Raw genomic sequence first — 16,181 nt, 5'->3', positions numbered from 1 at the left:
TTTCACCAAAATCAAGAAGAGAATTTATAGAATTGATAAAAAATTTAAAAGGAACAAAAATAATTGCAACCCATGATATAAATTTAACAAAAGAAATTTCTGATAGAATAATAGTTTTAAATGAAGGAGAAATAGAAAGGGAAGAATACCTATTAAATCTCTGAAAATTGAGAAAATAAAAGATTTTATGAAATTTTTAGAAATTGGCAAAAAGTAAATTCACCTTTATTTTTGAAAAATTTTCTGTATTTAATATACAATTTTGAATGAGGTAAAATTTATGCATCTTACAGATTTAAAGCGGTGGCAACACGAACACTACTTTAATCAGGATAAAAAATCCGCTGAACAAAAAGCTCTTTTTGTTGTTATTCTTACAACCATCACAATGCTTATTGAAATCATTGCAGGATGGATTTTTAACTCAATGGCTCTCTTTGCCGATGGATGGCATATGAGTACGCATGCCACTGCTTTAAGCATATCCCTAATTGGATATATTCTTTCAAGAAAATTATCAAATGATAAAAGATTCACCTTCGGCTCATGGAAAATTGAAATATTGGCAGCTTATACAAGTGCAATTCTTTTAGGAGTTGCAGGACTTTTCCTCCTTGGAGCATCTATTGAAAGATTTTTTAAACCCTTAAAAATATCCTATAACCAGGCATTAATAGTTGCCTTCCTCGGCCTAATAGTAAATATCATAAGCGCCCTGATACTCGGTTATGAACATGAAAATCACATTCATAATGATGAAGAACATTATCACCATCATAAAATGGATCTGAATTTAAAATCAGCATACCTTCATGTTCTTGCAGATGGTCTAACATCACTTTTTGCAATCCTTGCCTTACTTGGAGCAAAATATTTTGGCTGGAACTGGCTTGACCCTTTAATGGGTATAATTGGATCATTTTTAATACTCAGATGGACATTTTTACTTATTAAAGATACTACTTTTATTCTCTTAGACAGAGAAATGGATTCACCAATTGTGAGAGAAATAATAAAAATAATAGAATCTGATGGCGATAGTAAAATCAGTGATTTACATATTTTAAGGGTAAGTCAGAATAAATATGCCTGTATTTTAAGTATAGTTGCCAAAAATCCACTAACAATAGGAGATTATAAAAATAAATTAAAGGAAATTAAAGAACTTGCTCATATTACTATAGAGATAAATCACTGTAATGAATAAGGGGCAAAATCTAAAAGTATATTACTTACTCACTTTTATAATTAGTTTATATTTTTACACTCAGATGCCTGAAAAAATGGCATCACACTGGAATGTAAAGGGAGAAGTGAATGGCTATATGTCAAAATTCTTTTGACTTTTCTTACTTTTTATTGCTATTCCGAGAATAGATCCATTGAAAGAAAACATTGAAAAATTCAGAAAATACTACAATGGATTTGTTATTCTATTTTTTTTTCTTTATGCTTCCACTTCACTTACAAGTAATACTCTGGAATTTTGGAATTAAAATAAGACCCAATTTATTTTCCCGACTGGACTTTTTATTTTGTTTTTTTATATTGTAATTCTCTCTGAAAAAAGAAAGAAACTGGTTTAAATGAAATTGTCTGGAATAAAACACATAAAATAGGAGGAAAATTATTCAAAATAAGAGGCTTATTTTCCCTTTTAGGAATTTTCAGAAGTATAGCCTTTTTTCTTCTTTTTATTCCTGTAATTATATTTTCACTCTATACTGTTTAATACTTTTAAATTTTTCTTTTATGTTTTCTATGTGTTTGTGTTTTATTTACTTTAATATTACAGCTTTTTTTATCTCCCTTAAATTTTTATCAGTTTTAAAAGATACAAAATAAATTCCTGGTTTTAAGTTAATTATGGAATGAGTGTATGTGCCTCTTTTAAGCATTTTTGAATAACCATAATTTTTTCTTCCTGTTACATCAAAAACCTTTATCTCCACTCTCTGTGATTCATCAAGAGTAAAATTAATTTTTATATCCCTTCCAATTTTCTTAATATCAAAGGAAAACTTTAAAGGTTTTTGAGTTTCCTTTATATCAACGGGCCCAAGTAGATACTCTACACAGTTCTCAAGGAGAGCTTTTGCAACAGTTCTATCAGAAATAGAAAGTATATTTATTGACATAAATACAACATTCGGTTCCCCTTGATTCGTATCATGAACAATAATACCACCATCATTCTGATAACTTGTCCAGTTATAAACAAAATAGGCATCAAACTCAAGTTTAAGGGCATCAGCTACTCCCCACTGCCCGCTGAAATTACCAACAATCTGAGAAGGCAAAGTATTGGGGGAATTGGCTATTGGATGATTAGGTAAATAGAGATTAAGATTTCCAGGATAATCAGAATCCCAGTCATTTATATGTAATACCTGAGTTCCAAAATCTGGATTCCATACTTGTGCATCAAAACCTATCTCACCTCCTTCCACAAGAAGTTTACCTCCTCTTGAAACAAAATTTTTTAAAGCACTTCTCATTTTAGGTCCATAAACATTATCCTGTGCAACTGTAACTACATCAAGACCTGATGAAAGGATTAAAACATCATAATTATTCCATGTCAAAGTATCTGTCTGCCATATATTCTCTTTTGTTACATCAAATCCTATAGAACTCAACCAGGAAGCTATAGAATCAGCACTTTCACCTGCTTTTTTATAATCAACAAAACTTAACCAATCATCATTTTTAAAAAGTTTTGCTCCCCATTTTCTATCTCCTGAATCATCATTTAAAACAAGCACAATTCCCCTTGATTCAACAATGTAAAATTTATGATAACCTGAAACTGGATTTTTAGCCGTATCAGGTGTTGAGGAAGCATCAACCGCAACTATTCTATATTTAATTGTATCACCTATATTTACTGAAGGTAGCGGAAAATTTGCCTCATATATATTATTACCCATATTAGTTAAACCAAAAGGGGCCTCTATATTCCCATTATAAACCCACTCAACATATGCAGTATCAACACCGAGATTATCAGTAATAGTTGCTCTTACCTTTGCTGGCCACCTTGAAATAGGATACTGTGTTCTAACTGGTGTATGGACTATAACAGGCTTTACAGTATCTTCTCCAACATGGAAAGAATGGTAATTTAAAGGAGCTCCCTGTGGATGGGTATTGAAATTTCCATTTTGGTCCCTTGCATAAATGTAATAATTTATATCCGCATCCTGCCCTGGGCCAGGAATATTTGCACTGTATTCATCAGGATTTCCCGTTGGTTGCATAATAAGTTTAACTGTATCCTGTGGTAATAAACTTGTCCAGTAATAAACAAAAACTGAATCTATAGGTGCGGTAGATGGAATAACCTTAGCAAGAACTGTATATGGACCAAAAACATTCTCATTATCAGGTAAAGGTGTATGGGTTATCTGTGGTAAGTATTGAGAAGCATCTATAAAGCCTCTTGCATCAAAAATAGGTATTATAATAGACCAGTGTTTTCTATTATTTATATCGTTATCAGCCTGTAAAATTGCCTGTGCTGCTTCTGGCATTGTTGCAGATGCTGTTAAATAAAAGTGATGCTGAATAACAAGTTTATCAAGTATTTTCCTCGCACTATCCATTGAATTATACATATTGAAAAGAGCCCACATAACATCAAAAAGAGCAGAAGACCAGAGCTGCCCTGCATCATGTATCTCTCTGTTAGGTGGAGCATCCTCTGGATAATGATAATTATCCATATTAACTGACCTTCCAGGCCAGAAGGGATTGTGTCCATCCCAGTTAAATACCCATGCCCATTTAAAAGTATCAATAACTATTGAATAACTCGCTGCTAAATAATCACCAAAACCCTCACCCATTGCATCAGCTTCACTTGAAGCACCCCATCCAGGAACCTGAGCATCCTGTATTGCATGTCCATACTCATGAAGTATAACATCCATATCCTCTGCATCATCCACACCACCTTCTCCATAGGCAATTCTATCTGTTGATGGAACATAATAAGAATTATCTTGACCATTCACACCATGTGGATCAACATCCTGTGGCTCATTATTCACATTGTTAAAACCAAGAGACTGAATATACCTCTGAATAATATCTATTCCGTAATAAACCATTACATCTTCAAAACCTGATTGGCTCCTTGTATAATAAAACAAACCGTTTTGCGTCTTTACAACAGGAACAGAAGGAGCATCCCAGTCAATTAGATAGGCATGAGGACCTTTCAAAAGTTTCCATCCAGATGAATCTGTTAAACCTAAAAGAGGAACTAAAAATCTCTGTCCGTTAAGAGAATCATTATCAGCATCATTGTTATCTGCCCAGTAGCTATTCTGATTATAAATCCTGTGAGCAGTGGTTAATGGGTCTGGATTAAAAGAATAACCCTGTCCGTCAAAATATTTAGCCTGGTCCCTTACAAATAACACTTCACCACTTTTAGCATCAACAAAAAATTCCCAATCTCCTATAGGATCAGAAGATGGAATCAAAATTCTATAGGAAAGTTTAAAATCCCTGTAAGGGTATATAACAAGTTCCGGCTCAATATACTTATGGATTTTACCCTTTATAGGTAAAAAGTTCTTTGCAATTTCATAAGCCATTTCCTTTGAAATAAGAGGTTCCACATCTATATCCCTCTTTATGTCAAATAGTCTTGAGGAATAGGAAGTAACATAATTACCTTTAAAGGTAATAACAAGTTCTGAACCAAAAACAGGAATTCCTTTATAATATTCTCTGAATCTTATATGGGTTAAATCTTTAAGACCATTTTTTAAATCAAAAACCCTTAGTTCTGCTTTAGAATCTAACATTAGTTTATTCTGAAAATCACCTATAAATTTCCTTGCTTTTTCTTCAATTGAACCAGTGTAAGGACCTTCTTTTAAATTAAAACCTGTTAAAGGTTTTCCTGTTTCAACATCATAGAAAAAGTCTCCACTTTTTATCAACTTAGGGGAAGGATGGTAATTTTTCCTGTAAACTGAATACTCATCCTTTACCTCTTTTAAAGCAAAAAGCAAGATAGGGAAAAGTATTAGAAAGATCTTTTTACACATAATATTTTAAAAATTCTATAGGATTTGAACCTTATAAAAATTATAATAAATTATAACTTCAAACAGGATATTTCTCAATTAACACATTGGAAATTATAAATTTCATAATTTCAGAAGTTCCCGCACCTATCTCCATAAGCTTTGCGTCTCTTAGAAATCTTTCCACAGGATACTCCTTTGTATAACCATAACCTCCAAGAATCTGAATTGCATCAAGAGAAGCCTTAACACCCAGTTTCCCCGCAAGAAGTTTTGAAGTAGCACTTTCAACTCTATTATCCTTCCTAATATCATAATTTTTAGCAAGAAAATAAATATAAGTTCTTAAAACCTCAAGGAGAGCCGCATTTTCCGCGATCTTTTCGGAAACCATCTGAAATTCATAGATTGGTTTAGAAAATTGCTTCCTTTCCTTTGAATATTTAATCTGCCATTCAAGGGATGAAAGAGCTATACCAAGAGAAATTGCTGAAATTGTAATTCTTTCCACCTCAAAGCATTTTACAAGTATATTAAAGCCTTTATCTTTCTCTCCAAGAAGATTTTCCTTAGGACAGAAAGCATTATCAAAGAATAAAGAAGCAGTTGGAGAACCCCTCATTCCCATTTTCTCAAATTTTTTACTCACTGAAAAACCTTTACAATTTGTTTCAAAAATGAAACTTGATATTCCTAATTTTTCTTTTTCAGGGGAAGTTTTTGCATAAACTATTATGATATCAGCAATTGAACCATTTGTTATAAAGATCTTACTACCATTTATAATAAACCCTTCTTTTTCCTCCTTTGCTGTAGTCTTGATAGAATAGGTGTCAGATCCTGCATCAGGTTCTGTAATTGCAAGAGCACCTATTAACTCACCCTTTGCAAGTTTTGGTAAGTATTTTTCCTTCTGTTCTTTTGTCCCAAACCTTGTTATAGGATGAGCACATAACACAGAATGGGCAAGAAGTGAAAGTGCTATTGATGGACTTTCTCTTGAAATTTCCTCAAGCACAATACAAGCTGATAAAATATCCTCTCCAAAACCTCCGTATTCTTCTGGTATAAGAATTCCGGTAAAACCAAGTTCTGCCATCTCTTTAAAAATTTGAGAAGGAAACTCATCTTTCTCATCAATCTCTGAGGCAAGGGGAGCAATTTTTTCCTTAACAAACTTTCTAACTGTTTCCCTCAAAATCTTTTGTTCCTCTGTTTCCAATAAACTAACAAGTTCACCAAACATAAAAAAATTATAAGATATAATTTACTTTTGAAAAAAACTTATCTTATATTTTTCTATGAGATTTTTAATTTTACTTTCTTTTTTAATTTTTTTTAATTTTTGTTTAAATACAAGAAAAAATACGAAAGGGGAATTAGAATTTGAAACTTTTGAAAAAGGGTTTTATTCAGGAATAAAAGAGAAAAAGGAAATTGTAATAAAAAATAAAAAGGAATTTATTGAAATGTGGAAAAATCACACAAAAATACTCCTTCCTCTACCTGAGCCCCCTGAAATTGACTTTGATAAATATATGTTAATCTGCACCTTTATGGGAGAAAAACCAACAGGTGGTTTTTCTATTGAAATAAAAAAAATTGTTGAAAGTGATAAAGAAATCTCAGTATATGTTAAAGAAATATCACCTGGTAAAAACTGTATAGTAACAATGGCTTTCACACAACCCTATCATATTGTTCTTTTAAAAAAATCAAAAAAGAAAATTAAATTTTATTATGAAGAAGAAATAAGGGATTGTTTTTAAAAAATTTTAATCTTTTTTATCAAAAACACATAATATTTCTATATGATAGGTCTGGGGAAAAAAGTCAAAGGGAATGACCCTTTTTAAAGCATAACCCTTTGAAATTAAAATCTTTGAATCCCTTGCAATTGAAGGGGGAAAACAAGAAAGATAAATTATCTTCTCAGGTTTTATCCTATCTATACCCTCTATTACACTTTCATCTATTCCCTTTCTCGGTGGATCTAAAATTAAAACTTCACCCTTTAAACTTTTAAGAGCATTTCCAGCATCCTCCCTAATTATATCCACATTAAATAAATCATTTATCTTCTGATTGTAAAGAGCATCTTTAATTGAAGAATCATTTATTTCAACAACATAAACCTTTTTAAAAAACTTTGAAAAATAAAAACCAAAAAGACCAACACCTCCGTAAAGATCAATAAGAGTATTATAGCCTTTTATCTCCTCCTCCATTTTTTCAAGAAGTATAGGTAAAATAGAAGGATTAACTTGAAAAAAAGACCTGGAAGAAACTCTGAAAGTTAAATCCCCTATATGTTCAAAAATATAATTTCTTCCTGATAGAATTCTTTCCTCTTCACCTAAAATTACATTTCCTTTTTTTGGATTTACATTTTCAACCACACCAGTTATTCTTTCAAGTTCTTCAACCCTTTTTACAATACTCTTTGGAAACCCCCTATTCCTTGTTACAAATGTTATAAGAACCTCACTTTCATTTTTATTTGTTTTTATTGATAGGTATCTTAACCTTCCAAAATCTTTTACCTCATCATAAATTGTAATCCTCTCCTCCTGCAATATATCCTTTATCTTTAACATGTGATCAATTATTATTTTTTTTTGAATTGGACACTCCTCAATTGATATTAAATAATGACTTTCCCTTTTATAAAATCCAGCATAAACTTTACCCTTTATCCTTTTTAAAGGAAAATGAGCCCTTGTTCTATAATAGAAAATTTCAGGAGAAGGAATAGCACTTTCAAGAGGAATTTCCTTAATTTTAGCATTATGATAAAAAGCATCCCTTACAACTTCTTCCTTTATTTTTAATTGATAATTGTAATTTGCCATCTGAAAGTGACAGCCACCACATTCTCCAAAATAGGGGCACTCTGGCTTTATTCTCTCTCCACTTTTTTCAATTATTTCAACCGGAAAAGCAAAAGCAACATCCTTTTTATCCTCTATAATTTCTACTTTTACTTTTTCACCTGGTAAAACAAAAGGAGTAAAAACTACCTTCCCTTTATCCCTTGAGATTCCATAACCTTCCTGAACTATTTTTTCTATTTGTATTTCAAATTGCTTGGGCATAAATATATTGAATAACTTTTCTGGAAAGGTCTTTTGCTGCTTCTTTAATTGCTTCCTCTTCTGTTTTTTCCCTTGTATCATAAACACTTTCCCCCTGAAATTCTCTTTCTTCAAAAATTTGAATTCCATCTTTTTTTAAAAAATTAATTTTAGCCTTTATTATCACCTTGTAAGAAAAAACCTCTCCACCCATTGTAACTCCAAAAGGTGTTCTTAAATATCTTGTAATTTCTCCCTTTATAAGTAAATCACAGTTATTTAAATCTTTTAGGGGAATTCTCTTATCTTCAAGAATTCCATCAATGAAACTCTGCGTTACAAAAACCTCTATACCTAACCTTTCTGAAGAATTTGAAAAATTTTCAACACCAATAGTCTTTATACCTTCAGGTAAAGGTGGTCTTAAAGAATAAACACAACTTAAAAATAAAAGAAAAAATAAAAAAATTATCTTATTCACTTAAAATATTATCAAAAACATTTCCATAAACAGGAAAATTCTTTGTCAATTCTTTTACTTTTTCTCTTATTTTCTTTGCCTTTTCTTCACTTTTAGAACTTATGACCTCATAAATCATATCAGCAATCAATTCCATCTCCTTTTCCCTCATTCCCCTTGTTGTAACACAGGGGGAACCAATTCTTATACCACTTGTAACTGTTGGGGGTTTTTCGTCAAAAGGTATTGTATTTTTATTAACAACAATACCTGCAATATTGAGTAAATCTTCTGCCTCTTTTCCTGTAATTCCAAGTGGTCTTAAATCAATTAAGGATAAATGAGTATCAGTTCCATCTGATACAATCCTTAAACCTCTTTCCTTTAAAGAAAAAGCAAGTTTCCTTGAATTTTCTAATACATTTTTTATGTATTCTCTAAATTCAGGAGTGCTTGCCTCTTTGAAACAAACAGCTTTTGCTGCTATTACATGCTCAAGGGGACCCCCTTGTGTTCCCGGAAAAACTGCCTTATCAATTTTCTCTGCAAGTTCTTTTTTTGATAGTATAAAACCACCTCTTGGTCCCCTTAAAGTTTTATGGGTTGTCCCTGTAACTACATGGGCATATGGAAAGGGATTTTCATGAAATCCTGCTGCTATTAAACCCGTAATATGGGCTATATCAGCAAGCAGATACGCTCCAACCTCATCTGCAATTTCTCTAAAGGTTTTAAAATCAATTTTCCTGGGATAAGCCGAATATCCGCAAACAATAATTTTAGGTTTTTCTTTTTTTGCTAAATCCCTCACCTCATCAAAATCTATTGTTTCAGTATCCTTTCTCACACCATACTGGATAACCCTGTAATATTTTCCTGCCGCATTTACCTTATGTCCGTGGGATAAATGACCCCCATGGGGAAGTTTCATTGATAGAATTGTATCTCCGGTATTCAAAAGAGCAAGATATACTGCCAAATTAGCCTGGGTTCCTGAATGGGGTTGAACATTTGCATGTTCTGCATTAAAAAGTCTTTTTAATCTATCAATAGCAATCTGTTCAATCTCATCAACTACTTCACAACCACCATAATACCTTTTAAAGGGATAACCCTCTGCGTACTTATTTGAAAGTGGAGTTCCCATTACTCTCAAAACATTGTAAGAGGCATAATTTTCCGAAGCAATAAGGATTATATTTTCTTCCTGCCTTCTTATTTCCCTTTTTATAAGTTCGTATATTTCTCTATCGTAAATTATCATAACTCTATTATAAAGCAATAAATAAATGAAAATCCCATTTGAACTTTCTTAAAATCAATAAAAATGAAAGAAATCATAATATATTCAATCCCAGTTTTGGGTGCAATAATTATCTTTTTTCTAAAAGAGGAAAAAAGAGATTTAATTTTTAATCTTTCCCTTCTGTTTTCAATTATACCCCTTTTATTTTCTGGATTTTATTTATTTTATTTTTTCAAAAACCCTTTAAAAGAATTTTATTTAATTGAATTTAAAATTTCATTTCTTGATTTTGTTTTTAAAATAGATTCCTTTTCTTCACTTTTAATTTTTTTAAATAACTTTCTATTTACTTTATCCATATATTTTTCTAAGGGAGATATTTTATTCAGAATAAAAGAACTAAATGTATGGCTTTTATTTACCCAAACATCTTTAAACTTACTTTTTTCCTCAGATTCCCTTCTCCCCTTTTTTATTTTCTGGGAATTTTCAATAATACCCTTTTACTTTTTAATTGGTATATGGGGAAGTGAAAGAAAAAAAATTGCAAATCTAAAATTTGTATTTTACACTCTTTTATCAGGTGCCTTTCTTTTAACAGGAATAATAGGAGTTATACTTAGAGTTTTTGATTCTAAAAATAGTATTGGTTTTTTACTATTTTTAATAAGTTTTTCAATTAAAGTACCGCTTTTCCCCTTTCATACATGGTTACCGGATGCCCATACTGAGGCACCTACTGCTGGAAGTGTTATATTAGCTGGTGTTCTACTTAAAATGGGAACATGGGGATTTTATAAATTTTTAATTCAACTTTTTCCTCATGCCTTTTTAAACTTTAAAAATATCATTATTTTTCTTTCAATTTTTTCAATATTTTATGGAGCTTTAATGAGTTTCTCCCAGGAGGATTTAAAGAGACTCGTGGCTTATTCAAGTGTCTCTCATATGGGATTTGTTATCTTAGGATTATCAATGCAAAATATCTCAGGGATTCAGGGAGCTTTTTTACAGATGTTTAATCACGGAATAGTAACAGGAGCACTTTTTATTCTTGTTGGAATTTTATATAAAAGAACCCATACAAGGAAACTATCTGATTTTGGGGGAATTTCAAAAGTTATTCCTCTTTTCTCCTTCTATTTTGTTCTATTTTTCCTTTCCTCAATTGGATTACCCGGAACATCTAACTTTGTTGGAGAATTTCTCCTTATCTATTCTTCCTTTAAAAATAATTTAGCTTATGGAATAATCCTTGCCTTTGCCCCATTTTTCTCTGCCCTTTATGCTTTAAAGGCAATAAAAAGAACTTTATGGGGAGAAATAGAAAAAGAGGAATTAAAACATCTTCCTGATCTTGACTTAAAAGAAAGGAAAATACTTTTACTTTTAACAATTTTTGTATTTTTATTGGGTATTATTCCTTCACCTTTTCTCTATATACTTTACAAATGATAAAAGAAATAATTTTAAATTATTCGCAGGAAATACTCTTAACTACATTTTTAACCATCAATATTTTTTATATGATTTCTGTTAATAAAAGGGGCTATCAAGTATTTCTTGTATTTTCTTACCTTTCTCTTATATTAACAAACTTTATTTTGAAATCAGAAGGCTTTTTATACCTCCTTGATATTGGAACCTTTTTAATTCTTTACCCTTTTTATTTAACTCAAAATAAGGAAGAATTCTCTATTTCCAATTTCTTTATTTATGCCCATTTACTTTCCCTTCATCTTATTTTAAAAACTGAAAACCTTATAATTTTCTTCATTTCCCTTGAACTTTTGTCCTTTGTATTTTATATTCTAATCGGACTTGAATCGAAAAAATATCAGGATTTTTCACCCCTTATAAGATATTTTGTTATTGGTTCTTTATCTTCTCTTTTTTTACTTTTTTCCCTGATATTACTATACTCGAGAACTGAAACTCTTTCCTTTAAAGCCTTTACCTTCTTTGAAAGAAATGACAAGCTTTATTTTCTTTCCCTAGAGCTTTTTATATTTTCTCTAGGTTTTAAAATTCTATTTATTCCCTTTCAATTTTTTATGCCGGATATTTTTGAAAAAATAAGCATACCTTATTTAACTTTAATTTCATTAACTCCAAAAGCAGGTATTCTTATTTTCCTTTACAAAATAAAATTTTATCTTCCTGAAATAACTTTCCCCCTTTCACTTTTTGCTATTATAACAATACTTCTTTCTAATTTAGCTGGTATTTACGAAAATAGAATTAAAAGAGTTTTAGCCTATTCATCAATTTCTCACTCTGCCTTTTTGCTTTTTTCCATACTGCTTCCAGATCCAGCCTCTAAAAATGTTTTACTTTACTACCTTATAATTTATTTTATAATGAAAGGCGGAATTTTCATTTCTCTAATATATTTTCTTAAAGGAAAAGAGGATACAGAATTTGAAAAATTCAAAGGATTATTTTTCACAGATAAAATAATTTCAATTTCAATCCTTTTATTCATCATATCTCTTTCCTCCTTTCCACCCACAGGGGGTTTTTTTGCAAAATTTTATCTTTTATATGAACTTTTCAAAGCAGGATATAAAAAAGAAGTTTTAATTCTTATTCTCTTAACAATACTATCTTTTGGTTACTATATAAAATTTTTAAATTACTTCTTTTTTGAGCCAGGAAAACTAAGAGAAAAAACTTATTCTAAATTTTACGAATTTTTTACACTTTTTTTATCTGTTATTTCCCTTTTTGGTTTTGTTTTCATTAAATTTTTTATATGATAGTTGATTTAAAAACTCTCAAAAAAATCCTCAAAAAATTTAAAAAAGAAGGAAAAAAAATTGTTTTTACAAATGGATGCTTTGATATTATACATGCTGGACATATAGAGATTTTAAAAAAAGCAAAGAAAAAAGGTGATATACTTATAGTTGGTTTAAATTCAGATAGATCAATTAAAAAAATTAAGGGGAATAAAAGACCAATAATTAAAGAAAAGGATAGAGCAAAAATTCTTGACTCAATTAAATATGTAGATTATGTGATTTTATTTGATGAAAAAACTCCATACAGATTAATAAGAGAAATAAAACCAGATGTTCTTGTTAAAGGTGCTGATTATAAATTAAAGGAAGTAGTTGGAAGTGATATAGTATTGAAAAATAAGGGTGAGGTTTATCTTGTTAAGATTTTAAAGGGAAGAAGCACAAGTAAAATTATAGAAAAAATAATAAAAAAATATGGAAATAATTGATTTTAAAAAATTTTTAAATGAGGAGCAGATTAAACCCTGTTTCCATGAAAATGGTCCTGCCCTTATACTCTCCGGTGCAGGCACAGGAAAAACAAGAGTTTTAACTTACAGGATATGTTATTTAATTATTAATAATGTTCCACCTGATAGAATCCTCGCCTTAACCTTTACAAATAAGGCTGCTGACGAAATGAAGGAAAGAATTAAAAATTTAATAAGGGATGAGGCAAAAAAAATATGGATGGGAACTTTTCATTCTCTCGGATACAGGATATTAAGGGAATGGGGAAAAATTATAGATATTCCTGAGAATTTCACTGTTTATGACAGAGAGGATAGTAAAAGAATCTTAAAGGATATAGTAGGAGAAGGTGAAAGCCTTTCTATGTGGGTTGAAAATATTTCAAAAATAAGAAATGGAATTAAAATTCCTGACACCTATGAAAAAGAAATAGCTCAAAAATATATAGAATCATTAAGAAAAAATAAAGCCCTTGATTTTGATGACCTTTTACTTTTATTAATAGAACTTTTTAAAAAGGATAAAAATGTTAGGGAGTATTATCAGGATAAGTTTTTACATATTCTTGTAGATGAATATCAGGACACATCTTTCATTCAATATAAGATATTAAAAATTTTATCAAAAAAACACAGAAATTTATTCGTAGTAGGTGATGAAGATCAGTCAATCTATGCTTTCAGAGGTGCAAGGGTTGAAAATGTATTTGATATTATCAAGGACTTCCCTGATATTAAAATATACCGTCTTGAAAGAAATTACCGTTCCCATGAAATTATCTTAAAAGCTGCAAATCACCTCATAAGTCACAATATAGGAAGGATAGGTAAAAATTTATGGACTGATATAAAGGAGGGAGAAAAAATAAAAATTATTGAAGCAAAAGATGAAAGGGAAGAGGCTGAAAAAGTTTATGAAATTATAAAAGATAAAAATCCTTCAGATGTTCTTATACTTTACAGAACAAATGCCCAATCAAGACCTTTAGAAGAAATTTTTAACTTAAAGGGAGTTCCCTATCAGGTTGTTGGAGCTTTAAAATTCTTTGAAAGAAGGGAAATTAAGGATTTTATTTCATACTTAAAATTTATAATAAACCCATACGACTATGTTAGTTTTGAAAGACTTATTGAGTCCCCGAGAAGGGGAATAGGGGAAGTAACTCAGAAAAAATTAAAGGAAATTGCAGAAAAAAAGGAAATATCAATTCTTGATGCAATGAAAGAAGGAGAATTTTTAAAAAGTCTATCAACCAATTTAAAAAAAGAAATCAAAAAACTTACAGAACTCTTTGATTATATAAGATTTAATTTAGAGAATTTAACCTGTCTTGAAATTGCTGAAAAAATTTATGAAGAAACTGAATTTATAAAACACTTAAAGAAAATTTCAACGGATAATTTAAACTTTGAATCAAGATATGAAAACTTAATGGAACTTTTTGCCTCAATGAGAGAATTTGTATTAAAAGAAGAAAAACCAACCTTAACAAATTATCTTCAAAATGTTGTTTTAAGAATTGATGAAGAAAATATAGAAAAAGATATCTTCACTTTGATGACAGTTCATAATGCCAAGGGACTTGAAGCTGAAACTGTAATAATTACAGGTCTTGAAGAAGGTCTTTTCCCTCACTTTTTATCCCTTGAAAATGACAGAGAAATAGAAGAAGAAAGGAGATTATTTTATGTTGCACTTACGAGGGCAAAAAAAGAAGTTTATCTTTTATATTCCAGGGAAAGATGGAGAAGAGGAATGAGAGAAACACTTCCTTCAAGGTTTTTATATGAACTTCCTGAGGATTGTATAGAATGGGTTAAAAAAGAAGAATTTATAAGGGGAGAGGAAAAAATTTTAAAAAGGGGAGATAGAGTATATCATCCTTTCTGGGGTGAAGGAATTATTCTTGACTTAGGTGATGGAAAGGCAAAAATTAATTTTTTTAGAAGAGGAGTTATAACTCTTGTTTTAGGGAAAGTTCAGGGACTTAAAAAATTATATTTTGATGAATAAAAAAATTGTAAAATTTGTGATAATTGAAAATTTAATTTTCATAATACTTTTTACCTTTTCACTGATTATCCTTTATGTTGTTATTGATTTTTTTGAAAACATTGATAAGTTTTTAAAAGGATTTTCACCCTATAAAATTCTTCTTTATTATTTTTTTCAGACACCTTACCTTACAGTTTTACTTTTACCTGTTGCATCCCTTCTTGCACCTTTTTTTACTATTGGAAGAATGGCAAGGGATTTTGAACTTATTGCATTAAAAACAGGAGGAATAAATTTAAAAAAATTTTTTCTTCCACTTTTATTTTTTGGAATTATTCTTTCCTTAATCTCCTTTATTATTAATGAAACAATAGAACCAATTTTTATGAGAAAGGCAATGAGTATAAAATACAGGGAAATAGAGAAAAGACCCGCTCCCTGGGAAAGAATTTTTGAAACAGATTTTAATTTTATAGAAAAAAAGGCGAATTTAGATAGATTCTTTCACTTTGGAATAATTGATTCAAGAAGAAAAGAAGGTGAAGATATTTATATCACTGAAATGGAAAAGAGTAAAACAAAAAGATTTATATATGCAAAAAGAGGAGAATTTAAAAATGAAGGTTGGAAACTCTATGACGGAATTTTATATGAATATAGTTCTGACGGTGAGAGAGTTTTAAATTTTGAAAACTTTAAGGAAAAACTTTTTTCTGAAATGAAAGTGTCTCCCTTACAAATGTTATCTTTAAGAAAATCCCTTGAAGAGATGAATGTTTTTGAAATAAAAAAATTATTGAATACTCTAAAAAATGCAGGGCTTGATTATAAAAAGGAAGAAGTTGAATTCTTTGTCCATTTTTCCTTCCCCTTTTCAATTTTTATAACACTTTTGCTCTCAATTTCTCTTGCTGCGAGAACAAGACAGAAAGGCAAAGCTTTTGTATTAACTCTTGCCACAACTTTATCCTTTATTTACTGGGGAATGCTTGAAATATCAAGGGCAATGGGGTATGCATATATTTTATCACCTTTTCTTTCAGCCTGGTTACCAAACATTATATTTTTAATTCCTGCAATAATATTCTTTTTAATAATACCTCTCTAACT

Annotated in this window: 12 protein-coding genes; 7 read left to right on the top strand and 5 right to left on the bottom strand. The window is 30.2% G+C overall.

Annotated elements, in window-relative coordinates:
• Positions 1–262: 262 nt before the first annotated feature.
• Positions 263–1,207 (top strand): CDF family Co(II)/Ni(II) efflux transporter DmeF, encoded by a 945-nt coding sequence (dmeF, locus tag ABIN73_03120; protein ID MEO0268713.1) that lies wholly within the window; start codon positions 263–265, stop codon positions 1,205–1,207.
• Between the two features lie 571 nt (positions 1,208–1,778).
• Here dmeF and ABIN73_03115 read toward each other — a convergent pair.
• Both ABIN73_03115 and ABIN73_03110 read right to left on the bottom strand, forming a co-directional pair.
• Positions 1,779–5,063, bottom strand: a complete 3,285-nt coding sequence (locus ABIN73_03115) for a M36 family metallopeptidase (protein ID MEO0268712.1) — start codon at positions 5,061–5,063, stop codon at positions 1,779–1,781.
• A 58-nt stretch (positions 5,064–5,121) separates the two neighbouring features.
• Entirely contained in the window at positions 5,122–6,288 is a 1,167-nt protein-coding gene (locus ABIN73_03110) for an acyl-CoA dehydrogenase family protein (protein ID MEO0268711.1), read from the bottom strand.
• 55 nt (positions 6,289–6,343) lie between these two features.
• Between ABIN73_03110 and ABIN73_03105 the strand changes: the two genes are divergently transcribed.
• Positions 6,344–6,811 carry a protease complex subunit PrcB family protein gene (locus tag ABIN73_03105; GenBank protein MEO0268710.1) on the top strand — a complete coding sequence of 156 codons (468 nt, stop codon included), beginning with the start codon at positions 6,344–6,346 and terminating at the stop codon, positions 6,809–6,811.
• A 6-nt stretch (positions 6,812–6,817) separates the two neighbouring features.
• Here ABIN73_03105 and rlmD read toward each other — a convergent pair whose 3' ends face one another.
• From rlmD to glyA, 3 genes are read right to left on the bottom strand one after another with little or no spacing between them, the layout of a single operon-like run.
• Entirely contained in the window at positions 6,818–8,137 is a 1,320-nt protein-coding gene (rlmD, locus tag ABIN73_03100) for a 23S rRNA (uracil(1939)-C(5))-methyltransferase RlmD (GenBank protein ID MEO0268709.1), read from the bottom strand.
• On the bottom strand, positions 8,121–8,597 hold the full coding sequence (gene lptE, locus ABIN73_03095) for an LPS assembly lipoprotein LptE (protein MEO0268708.1): 477 nt from the start codon (positions 8,595–8,597) through the stop codon (positions 8,121–8,123). The genes rlmD and lptE overlap by 17 nt, the downstream gene beginning before the upstream one ends.
• A complete protein-coding gene (gene glyA, locus ABIN73_03090; GenBank protein MEO0268707.1) occupies positions 8,590–9,840 on the bottom strand; it encodes a serine hydroxymethyltransferase in 1,251 nt (416 codons plus the stop codon). Before glyA ends, lptE begins: the two co-directional genes overlap by 8 nt.
• Before the next feature lie 63 nt (positions 9,841–9,903).
• On the opposite strand from glyA, the gene ABIN73_03085 reads away from it, so the two are divergent.
• Genes ABIN73_03085 through ABIN73_03065 form a run of 5 tightly spaced genes read left to right on the top strand, consistent with a single transcriptional unit; the run spans position 9,904 to position 16,179 of the window.
• Complete coding sequence (locus ABIN73_03085; GenBank protein MEO0268706.1) at positions 9,904–11,277, top strand: NADH-quinone oxidoreductase subunit M; 1,374 nt, start codon at positions 9,904–9,906, stop codon at positions 11,275–11,277.
• Positions 11,274–12,581: a proton-conducting transporter membrane subunit gene (locus tag ABIN73_03080; GenBank protein ID MEO0268705.1), complete on the top strand. Its 1,308-nt coding sequence runs from the start codon at positions 11,274–11,276 to the stop codon at positions 12,579–12,581. The genes ABIN73_03085 and ABIN73_03080 overlap by 4 nt, the downstream gene beginning before the upstream one ends.
• Positions 12,578–13,054 (top strand): D-glycero-beta-D-manno-heptose 1-phosphate adenylyltransferase, encoded by a 477-nt coding sequence (gene rfaE2, locus ABIN73_03075; GenBank protein MEO0268704.1) that lies wholly within the window; start codon positions 12,578–12,580, stop codon positions 13,052–13,054. Before ABIN73_03080 ends, rfaE2 begins: the two co-directional genes overlap by 4 nt.
• Positions 13,041–15,089 carry a UvrD-helicase domain-containing protein gene (locus ABIN73_03070; protein MEO0268703.1) on the top strand — a complete coding sequence of 683 codons (2,049 nt, stop codon included), beginning with the start codon at positions 13,041–13,043 and terminating at the stop codon, positions 15,087–15,089. The genes rfaE2 and ABIN73_03070 overlap by 14 nt, the downstream gene beginning before the upstream one ends.
• Positions 15,082–16,179: an LptF/LptG family permease gene (locus ABIN73_03065; GenBank protein ID MEO0268702.1), complete on the top strand. Its 1,098-nt coding sequence runs from the start codon at positions 15,082–15,084 to the stop codon at positions 16,177–16,179. The genes ABIN73_03070 and ABIN73_03065 overlap by 8 nt, the downstream gene beginning before the upstream one ends.
• Positions 16,180–16,181 lie beyond the last annotated feature (2 nt).

This window comes from candidate division WOR-3 bacterium (assembly GCA_039804025.1).
GTDB lineage: Bacteria > Hydrothermota > Hydrothermia > Hydrothermales > JAJRUZ01 > JBCNVI01.
This window is presented reverse-complemented; position numbering and strand designations above follow the sequence as displayed.

Bases quoted from the DNA above. Each gene is read 5' to 3' on its own strand.
- ABIN73_03080 (MEO0268705.1), top strand. From the start codon at position 11,274: ATGATAAAAGAAATAATTTTAAATTATTCGCAGGAAATACTCTTAACT.
- glyA (MEO0268707.1), bottom strand. From the start codon at position 9,840: ATGATAATTTACGATAGAGAAATATACGAACTTATAAAAAGGGAAATA.
- rfaE2 (MEO0268704.1), top strand. From the start codon at position 12,578: ATGATAGTTGATTTAAAAACTCTCAAAAAAATCCTCAAAAAATTTAAA.
- ABIN73_03065 (MEO0268702.1), top strand. From the start codon at position 15,082: ATGAATAAAAAAATTGTAAAATTTGTGATAATTGAAAATTTAATTTTC.
- ABIN73_03105 (MEO0268710.1), top strand. From the start codon at position 6,344: ATGAGATTTTTAATTTTACTTTCTTTTTTAATTTTTTTTAATTTTTGT.
- ABIN73_03110 (MEO0268711.1), bottom strand. From the start codon at position 6,288: ATGTTTGGTGAACTTGTTAGTTTATTGGAAACAGAGGAACAAAAGATT.
- rlmD (MEO0268709.1), bottom strand. From the start codon at position 8,137: ATGCCCAAGCAATTTGAAATACAAATAGAAAAAATAGTTCAGGAAGGT.
- ABIN73_03085 (MEO0268706.1), top strand. From the start codon at position 9,904: ATGAAAGAAATCATAATATATTCAATCCCAGTTTTGGGTGCAATAATT.
- ABIN73_03070 (MEO0268703.1), top strand. From the start codon at position 13,041: ATGGAAATAATTGATTTTAAAAAATTTTTAAATGAGGAGCAGATTAAA.
- ABIN73_03115 (MEO0268712.1), bottom strand. From the start codon at position 5,063: ATGTGTAAAAAGATCTTTCTAATACTTTTCCCTATCTTGCTTTTTGCT.